9 protein-coding genes and 2 pseudogenes (1 of these 11 running past the window's edge) are annotated in these 7,782 nt (G+C 63.6%); 5 read left to right on the forward strand and 6 right to left on the reverse strand.

All coding sequences use genetic code 11. The annotated features are described in order from the left end of the window. Nucleotides 1-577: pseudogene (locus tag B384_RS19335) on the reverse strand (thermonuclease family protein); the annotation flags it as partial. A gap of 357 nt (nt 578-934) precedes the next feature. Here B384_RS19335 and B384_RS0116130 point away from each other — a divergent pair. The 4 genes from B384_RS0116130 (at nt 935) to B384_RS0116145 (ending at nt 3,125) form a co-directional block, all read left to right on the forward strand. Further along, nucleotides 935-1,321, forward strand: coding sequence for a hypothetical protein (locus B384_RS0116130; RefSeq protein WP_202802726.1), 387 nt, complete (start codon nt 935-937; stop codon nt 1,319-1,321). A gap of 19 nt (nt 1,322-1,340) precedes the next feature. Next, nucleotides 1,341-1,979: a hypothetical protein gene (locus B384_RS19865; protein ID WP_019484134.1), complete on the forward strand. Its 639-nt coding sequence runs from the start codon at nt 1,341-1,343 to the stop codon at nt 1,977-1,979. 76 nt (nt 1,980-2,055) lie between these two features. Further along, nucleotides 2,056-2,595: a GNAT family N-acetyltransferase gene (locus tag B384_RS21530; RefSeq protein WP_083850978.1), complete on the forward strand. Its 540-nt coding sequence runs from the start codon at nt 2,056-2,058 to the stop codon at nt 2,593-2,595. Then, nucleotides 2,559-3,125, forward strand: a complete 567-nt coding sequence (locus tag B384_RS0116145; RefSeq protein ID WP_019484135.1) for a GNAT family N-acetyltransferase — start codon at nt 2,559-2,561, stop codon at nt 3,123-3,125. The genes B384_RS21530 and B384_RS0116145 overlap by 37 nt, the downstream gene beginning before the upstream one ends. Here B384_RS0116145 and B384_RS0116150 read toward each other — a convergent pair. The 5 genes from B384_RS0116150 to nirD all read right to left on the reverse strand — a co-directional run bounded on the left by B384_RS0116150 (nt 3,117) and on the right by nirD (nt 7,087). Continuing rightward, the gene (locus B384_RS0116150) at nt 3,117-3,584 is read right to left on the reverse strand and encodes an ASCH domain-containing protein (protein ID WP_019484136.1); all 468 of its coding nucleotides are present in this window, start codon (nt 3,582-3,584) and stop codon (nt 3,117-3,119) included. The two genes, B384_RS0116145 and B384_RS0116150, sit on opposite strands and share 9 nt — an antisense overlap. 300 nt (nt 3,585-3,884) lie before the next feature. Continuing rightward, nucleotides 3,885-5,060: an MFS transporter gene (locus tag B384_RS0116155; protein WP_237715344.1), complete on the reverse strand. Its 1,176-nt coding sequence runs from the start codon at nt 5,058-5,060 to the stop codon at nt 3,885-3,887. A 4-nt stretch (nt 5,061-5,064) separates the two neighbouring features. Continuing rightward, nucleotides 5,065-5,802 carry a GntR family transcriptional regulator gene (locus B384_RS0116160; protein ID WP_019484138.1) on the reverse strand — a complete coding sequence of 246 codons (738 nt, stop codon included), beginning with the start codon at nt 5,800-5,802 and terminating at the stop codon, nt 5,065-5,067. A gap of 55 nt (nt 5,803-5,857) precedes the next feature. Further along, complete coding sequence (locus B384_RS0116165) at nt 5,858-6,670, reverse strand: CbiX/SirB N-terminal domain-containing protein (RefSeq protein ID WP_019484139.1); 813 nt, start codon at nt 6,668-6,670, stop codon at nt 5,858-5,860. Between the two features lie 30 nt (nt 6,671-6,700). Continuing rightward, nucleotides 6,701-7,087, reverse strand: a complete 387-nt coding sequence (gene nirD / locus B384_RS0116170) for a nitrite reductase small subunit NirD (protein ID WP_019484140.1) — start codon at nt 7,085-7,087, stop codon at nt 6,701-6,703. A gap of 227 nt (nt 7,088-7,314) precedes the next feature. Between nirD and nirB the strand changes: the two are divergent. Continuing rightward, nucleotides 7,315-7,782, forward strand: a pseudogene (gene nirB, locus B384_RS19350) (nitrite reductase large subunit NirB); it runs 2,201 nt beyond the window's last position.

The following is a 7,782-nucleotide window of genomic DNA, read 5'->3' on the forward strand; positions in this document are numbered from 1 at the left end:
CGGTGACGGCCGCCGCAGCCTGCTCAATTTCGGCCGGGACAGTGCACTCCGCCGAAGGATCATAAAGACCCGTTTCGTTGGCGGTGGCCTCAGCCTGAGCGTCCCGAACGACGTCGAAATACTTGCTGTTCGGTTCGAAGAGGACTGCTATGCCCAGCCCCTGACGGGCAATCTCCGCATTGACCAATGTGCCGTCCTCTAAGGCGACGGCAGCTAGCACACGGTCGTATTGGTCGGTCCTTTCGACGTCGAAGTCCAGGCCCACCGTGGTGCCAGGTGGCAACATGCTCTCCAGGAAGGCCGTCGCTTCAGGGCCGAGACACTCTATCGCCTTATCTGGGTGCTTTGTCTCAGGGGTGTCTACGTTGAGGAGCCGGACCCTCTGGTCTTCACCTTCGAAGTTGATGACCAATGTGTCACCGTCGATGACCCGGACCACCTCGCCGGTTTGGGCGTCTGCGCTCGCGGTACCGCACCCCGCCACTCCTGCAACGACAGACACCGCCAGGATGACTGCTGTTGAATAACGACGACGCTTCCGAGCGAAAAATCCCGACGACGGGCTGGTTTCCTGCATTGATTCCCCAAATTACTAAGACCGTTACCACCTATGACCAACTGATCATACGGTCACCCGGCGACGAATTCGGCGGACAGGGAAGGACGCAGCTGCGGATTGGGCGCCCGATCTGTTGGTCCATCGCCAAGCTCTAACGCAGGAAACGAATCGGCCGATAGTCATACCCGACATCGACGCCACAGACAGGACCCAGTAATGCCGCACGACCAAGTACCGGGGTCAGTCCAACCCGCAGTGAAACCCATGCTTCCACCCCCGGATGCACCTCCAGGGGTGTCGAAGTCCGGGCCCAACCGATCGCCGGCACCGGACCGGAAACCGCTTGTCTTCGGTCTCACTGGATTGGTGATTGGCATGGCAATCGGCTCGGTCCTGTCCTACGGCGTTCTGTCGCTGCCTTCCAGCCCAAGCGCCGAACCCGCCGAGACCTTTGCTTCAAGCCCGATCGACGATGCGGTGTCAGCGTGCGGAGTCGATGGAACTGAAGGCGTGCAAGTCGGAGATGAGGGACGGAGTATCTCGATAAGTACCGAAGGCGCTGAGTCTTCGGGGGCACCCTATGCTGCGCTCGTTTGTGTCCTGGATGAACTTGAAGTTTCGGACAGCATCGTGTCTCGGATGGACAGCACCCGCGCACTCGACGGCAATCTATCTGGGGAGTGGGGCGACTTTTCGGCGTCCTGGGGGTACCACCCCGACAGCGGCATGAATGTCGTCATTGAAATAGCTGACCAACGCTAACTTGGGAGAATCACAGTCAATGTCCATCAGCGAAGCGAAGCGGACGAAGAGTCCTCTGAATCTATCTCGCCGCACCACACGGATTGCCGCGGGAGTATTGGGTGTAGGTCTCTTTGGGGGAGGGATCGCACTAGGCACGGTCCTGCCCGACCCAAAATCGAGTGACGATTACCTTTCTCTGGCGCTGCAGTCCGAAGAGTTGGAAGCTGAACGGGACTCGTTGCAGTCGCGGTATTCGGACATGAAGACCGGGTTCGAGAAGTTGTCTAGTGAAGTAGAGGGCAACGACGCAGAGTTGCAGGAAGCCTTGACGGCAGTTGAGCAGCGCGAGGCCGAAGTTGAGACCCTGCGGGGCGAGGTGGAAGTTGCAGCTGACGCGGTTAAGGCGCGGGAAGACGCTGTGTCCGGCGCGGAGGAAGAAAAGGCGGCAAACACGATTGCGGAAGGTACGTGGACGGTCGGCGTTGACGTGGAGCCGGGTGCCTATCGAACAACCGAGAACGTTGGCTCGAAGTGCTACTGGGGTATTTACACCTCGGGGACCAACGGCGATGACATTCAGGCAAATGATATTCCTGGAGGCGGGAGACCGACTGTAACCCTGTCGGAGGGGCAAGATTTCGAAACGGCGCGGTGTGGGTCGTGGGAACGGCAATAGCGGCGGTCACTCCTGGAATCCTCTTCGGGTGGTGAAGCGCGGCCTTTTGTCCTGATTCCTATGCCATCATCAGGTGATGGCGTTTCCTATCCCATTCCCGCAAGAGCTCCGCAGCGAATATCTCTTGCTCCGATGCCTGACAGAAGAAGACTGGCAGTTGGAATACGACTTGAGCCGGGTTTCAGATGTTCCCCAGTGGACCTACTATCCGCTGAATCTCGAGGAACAAGCTGCCCGCAGCCGGATAGTCCGAACCCAGGAACGTCACAGGAGTCAGCTTGCTGCCCGGTATGCGATAGTAATCGATGGCTCGGCGGTGGGGACGGTTGGGATGGGATGGTGCGATGGCGGCGAACCGGAAGTCTTCTATGCCCTGAAGCCCGTCGCCCGAGGCTGTGGGACAGCGACCGAATCTGTTCAACTCGTGGCAACTTGGCTTTTCGACAATGGCTTTCCAACGGTGGCTTTGGAAATTGTCTCAGGCAACACCGCAAGTGAAAGAGTCGCCGAGCGTGCGGGATTTCGGCAGACGGCCTCTTACCGGGGATCTCAGGGAGGAGTCTCAGTGCAGGTCAACCGATGGCTTCGGCACAAGGGGGCCACGTGCGGCCTTTAGCGACCGACCGTTTGCTGCTCCGAATGTGGGAGCCAACCGACGCTGAATTTGTTTACGACCTTTACTCCCGTTGGGAGGTCCAACGCTTTATCGGGTTGGTTCCACGGGTAATGGAGGGCCGATCCGAGGCTGACAGGCTGATCGAGAAATGCCGGGGCTTCCACCATCCTGTCCAGGGGTTTTGGGCGGTGGAGCGAGTAAAGGATTCCCAATTGGTTGGGACCATCCTGTTGAAGGGGATTCCTGCATCGGGTGAGGCGCCGCTCCAACTATCAGGTGACACGGAAATTGGGTGGCATTTCCATCCGGATTATTGGGGGAAGGGATACGCAACCGAAGCAGCGTCAGCTGTGCTGGCACATGGTTTCAGCGCAGGCCTGGACCGGGTGATCGCAGTAACCTCGGCTGCGAACACAGCATCTCAAAGCGTGTGTAGGCGTATCGGGATGAAGCATCAGGGGGCAACGAAAGACTATTACAACGCAATGTGTGAGTTGTACCTGGCAGAGGCTGCCAGCTGGCTAGCCTAGGGCCGAGTCCGCATATTCTGGCGGCCACACGACACCGAAACGCTCGAACACGATCTCTTCGCTTTCCGACCAGCGCCGACCCTGGGCTGCTGCTACCCGGGTCCAGTACCGGCGGTGTTCACGCCGCCAACTCTCCAGGCTTAGATCGTCCTCGCCTTCGTCGATGGCGAACGCGGCATCTGCACTGGCGAAATCACCGATGCGGAGTTCCAGGCTGCGAATGATGATGCGAGGAGTTCCATCTCCAGCGCAGGCAATCCAATGGGATCCGATGCGGGGCACCTGATCACCTCGAGAGATGAAATCACGAACCAGCTCCGCCGTCGCCCGCTTCCGTCCGCTGAGGACGAGGGCTAGCAGCTCATCCGCTAGTCGACGGGTGTCACCGAAGTGTTCGACAGTGTATTCGGGCGACGCTGCTACTGCCTCGGGATGAGCGGCGGAATAGTCCTGCCACATCCGAATGCCTGCATGCGTGTCGATGGGGTCAACAGATTGAGATTCCACCACCCCATGGTGTCAGAAGTCGCGCCGCAGGCCGACGAGTGTGAGGCGCCGCGTGGCTTAAGTATCCGGCCGGATGGCGGCTTGTCTGTAACACTGGGCCCATGACACAGGAACCAATGGGGTGGCAAGAAGTCCGAACTGCAGGATCGCTTATCCGGGTCAGCCTGTCTGAACCGGTCGCGGTTGTCCGCCGAAGTGGCGAACCAGACCTGATAGTCACCTGGCCCGACCTCCCGGTCTGACGGGTGTCAATCAGGAGCGTGCCGCAGCCAGCACTCCCAGCGTCGCCACCCCGGCCATGGCCAGTGCCATTGCCGGATACCCTCCGAGGAGCCCTGCAAGGAGAGGTCCAGCCGCAGGAGCCAGGGCACCGACGGCTGTCACCGGCGCCACAAATACGCCCTGCACCGCCCCGAAGTTCGACGTGCCCCACCGGTCCGCGACGGCTGTCGCTTGCAGCAGGGTGATACACCCGCGGACCGCGCCGGTCAGGACTGTAACCCCGATGAGGACGAACGCCGGACCGGGCAGCAACCCCAGCAACCAGAGGCAGGTAGCCCCCGCCGCCAACAGGAGCACAGCCCGCCGCACCGGGTTGGACCGGCCAGGCAGCACAGCAAAGAACAACCGGCCGATCACCTGGCCCACGCCGATCAGGCTGAAGGCGAGTACCGCGGTCCGGTAATCAAAACCCAGCTCCAGCAGTAGGGGAATCAGGTTGAAGGTCACCGCGAATAGGGCGAGGGTCGCCGCGGCAACCGCCACCTGCAGCATGATGAACCGGCGGCTGCGGGTTGTCGTACGGACGTTTTTCGTGACCGCCTGCCGTGATTGCGCCGGTGACGGAACCGTCCAGTGGGCATTCAGGAAAAACCAGTGGAGCGGGAGGGTGACCACCGCCAGGACACCCGCGAGCGCTAGATAGGCGGACCGCCAGCCGATGCTCTCGATCAGCAGTGCCGTAAGGGGGGCATAGATGGGGGACGCGAACCCGGCGACGAGTGTCAGGGTGGTCAAGGCTTTCACTCGGGCCGGTCCATACCAGCGGGTCAAAACCACGAACGCCGGCTGATAGAACACCGCAGCCTGGGCCAGACCTGCCACCAGCCAAGCGGCGACAAACACCGGCAGATTAGGGGCTGCCGCTACCAGCAGCAACGCCGCGACGCCGATCAGACTGCCGGTCACCATCAGGCGCCGCGGCCCCGTCTGGTCCAGCAACCGACCCACCCAGATCCCCACCACCGCTGAAACGATCAGACCGGCGGAGAAGGCGGCGGTGATCGCCGCAGCACTCCACCCGGTGTCCCGAGCGATGGGTACCACTGCCACGGGCAATGAATAGTACAACAGCCCCCAACTCGTGGTCTGAGCGATACACATTGCGGCAAGCCCACCCCGGGGGCGGTTTTCTGTCTCCTGCGTCACCGGGCTACCCGCCGCGCTCGTCGGCCACTGGTTCGATCAGGTCCGCCCAGAGAGAGGTGCCGCTGCCATCGGGTGCCTCCCGCAGCAGGAGCCTTCCGGTGGATTCAAGGTGGCGGCGCATCGCGGAACCTGCGGCCACGGGGTCGCCGTCGTCGATGGCGTCCAGAATGGGCCGGTGCTCCCGGTAGACATCCTCCAGGGAACGGGATTTCTTGATCGTGGAAGCGCCAACCAGCCGGGTGGCGTCGCGCAGGTTCTCGATAATCCGGGCGGCGTGGGCATTGCCGGCGAGATCCAGCAGCAACCCATGCAGCCGCTGATCATGCAGCATGAACGCGGATTCGTCGCCCGCGAGGACAGCCGCCTGCATTGCCGAGTGTTCGTCATGCAACGCGGAGCGGTCGGCGTCGGTGGCCCGGACCGCCGCCCGCTCCGCTGCGGGGACCTCCAGGGCAAGCCGGACGGCGATGATCTCGGTCAGCTCCCGCGCTCCCGGCAGCACCACGCGGAAACCACGGTTGCGTTCGAAGGCCACCATCCCGGTTTCCGCCAACCGGAGCAGCGCATCGCGGACCGGGCTGCGGGAGACGCCCAACTCATCCGCCAACCGGTAGACGGAATACAGCTCACCGGGGACGAAGCTGCCGTTCCGGATCCCCTCCCGCACGGCCTCAATGGTCCGCTCGGTCAGGGACGGCGGCCGGGCGGCGGGGACGTGGGCGTCGTCGACGGCGGGTGACATGACTCCAAGAGTAGTGCGAGTTGCAGGGGGTGGTCAGTTCACGGATTAGGCAGCGTCAGACCGGCTGTGCCAGCCCGCTCCTGACACACGTCGCCACGCGCGCCCGACACGGGCGGAGGCACGGGCCGGCGTCCGGCCGCGACCCACTCAGCAGGCGGGCGACGGCGTCGTCGTACCGCGATAGCGCGATCTCAGCGATCGCGGGGCTCGGGAGCAGGGGAGCGCTGACGACGTCGGCCCCGGCCTTCGCGAGCTGGTCATGGAAGAACCCGGGCGCGAGGAGGTAGGACGCCAGCGCAACCGGCGAAGAGGGGGTGCCTTCGCGGCAGGCCGCGACGGCGTCAGGCACGGAGGGCGAGGCTTTCGCGCCGAACCCGGGGCGCACCGGGCCGGTCCTGAGTTCCGCGAGGCTCGCCTGAACTTCGGCGACGTCCTCGGCAGCGCAGGCATCGGAGGAGCCTGCTGCGGACAGGACGACGTCGTCGCCCTCGGCCACACCGGCTTCCACCAATCGCTGCTGCAGCACCCGCGCCAGGCGTGGATCCGGGCCGAGCGGAAGCGCCGATACGGTCCCCGGTCGGCTCGCCGCCGCCCGGGCAATGTCCACCTTCACGTGATAGCCGACCGACAGCAGCAACGGCACGATCACGGCGGGACGGTTCGGTGGAAGCGCGGCGACTACGTCCACCAGATCGGGATCCTGCACGTCGACGTAGGCCTCAAGAACGTCAAGCTCAGGACGCAGTGCAGAGATCTCGGCCCGGACCGCGTTGATCTCGCGGCGCCCCTGGGCGTTGTCCGTGCCGTGCGCGCAGGCGATGAGGACCGGTGCGCCCACGTCCGTCAGATGCGAAGTCATGCCAGCCATTGAAGCACTGATTGAACTCTTACCGCCCGCTCAGGCGCGAAACCCGACCTCGATGAAGAGTTCCACCACCCCATCGACGCACCGCACCGGATACGTCCTGAGCCCCTGGCCGCCGGAGATCGAGGCACCGGTGGCCAGGTCGTACACCTCCTTGTGAAGAGGCGAGGCGACCGTCGGTGCGGCACCGCGAGACCCTATGATGCCGCGGGCCATCACGGCTGCGCCAGTTCGTGGATCGATATTTCCGACGGCGTGGAGCCGGTCACCAGGCAGCCGGAACAGGGCAACCTGGACCGTTCCGACCAGCGCCGCCTCCCCCCAGCATTCCTCAAGGTCGTCGAGACGGCAGACCTGTTCCCAGGCCAGCTCGACGGCGGCCTCCGAGATGGCGGGACGGTGCAGGATGAGCTCGGTCATGACGTTCTCCTCGATCGCGGATGGTGCACTGGGGACAACGCTAGGCTGCGGACATGTCGCCCACGTCCCGGGTTCGTTGCGCCCGCGTAACGACCACCTCACAGGTCAGCGGCCGCTCCGTGAGTCGATTGTTAACGTTGCGATACATTCACGACACATAAGCGACACTCCCCCCTCATACTGTGGAGCGAAAGACGGGACCGCCTGGTCCTGACGGGAGGCACCACATGAGCGAGACCCGATCATCCCGGCCCGCTGAGGATGCCACCACACCGCAGGAGCGGCGCGTTGTCGTCATCGGCGGTGGGCCAGCGGCGCACCGCTTCGTCGAAGCGCTCTGGCGACGTGGCACTGACGGCCTGCACCTCACTGTCCTGACGGAGGAGGCCCATGCTCCGTATGACCGGGTGGCGCTGAGCCGGCGACTGATCGACGACGTCGACCTCAGCCTCGGCGAGTCCATCATGTGGCGTGAACCCGCCATCGACCTCGTCACCGGCGAGCGCGCCATCCACCTGGACCTTGACGCCCAAAGCGTGATGAGTGCCTCCGGCACGCGCTACCCCTACGACGACGTTGTCCTCGCCACCGGATCGGAAGCCGTCCGGCTGCCTCTGCCGGGCGGCGAGCACGCAGCGGTGTACCGCACGGTCGATGACATGCACTGGCTCCGCTCGGAGACGGCACGGCTCGCC

This window comes from Arthrobacter sp. TB 23 (assembly GCF_000294595.1).
Classification (GTDB): domain Bacteria; phylum Actinomycetota; class Actinomycetes; order Actinomycetales; family Micrococcaceae; genus Arthrobacter_D.

What these genes read in the sequence shown, in the direction of transcription:
- B384_RS0116130 (WP_202802726.1), top strand. Translation starts at nt 935, where the DNA reads ATGGCAATCGGCTCGGTCCTGTCCTACGGCGTTCTGTCGCTGCCTTCC.
- B384_RS0116145 (WP_019484135.1), top strand. Translation starts at nt 2,559, where the DNA reads ATGGCTTCGGCACAAGGGGGCCACGTGCGGCCTTTAGCGACCGACCGT.
- B384_RS0116150 (WP_019484136.1), bottom strand. Translation starts at nt 3,584, where the DNA reads ATGTGGCAGGACTATTCCGCCGCTCATCCCGAGGCAGTAGCAGCGTCG.
- B384_RS21530 (WP_083850978.1), top strand. Translation starts at nt 2,056, where the DNA reads ATGGCGTTTCCTATCCCATTCCCGCAAGAGCTCCGCAGCGAATATCTC.
- nirD (WP_019484140.1), bottom strand. Translation starts at nt 7,087, where the DNA reads ATGACCGAGCTCATCCTGCACCGTCCCGCCATCTCGGAGGCCGCCGTC.
- B384_RS0116165 (WP_019484139.1), bottom strand. Translation starts at nt 6,670, where the DNA reads ATGGCTGGCATGACTTCGCATCTGACGGACGTGGGCGCACCGGTCCTC.
- B384_RS19865 (WP_019484134.1), top strand. Translation starts at nt 1,341, where the DNA reads ATGTCCATCAGCGAAGCGAAGCGGACGAAGAGTCCTCTGAATCTATCT.
- B384_RS0116160 (WP_019484138.1), bottom strand. Translation starts at nt 5,802, where the DNA reads ATGTCACCCGCCGTCGACGACGCCCACGTCCCCGCCGCCCGGCCGCCG.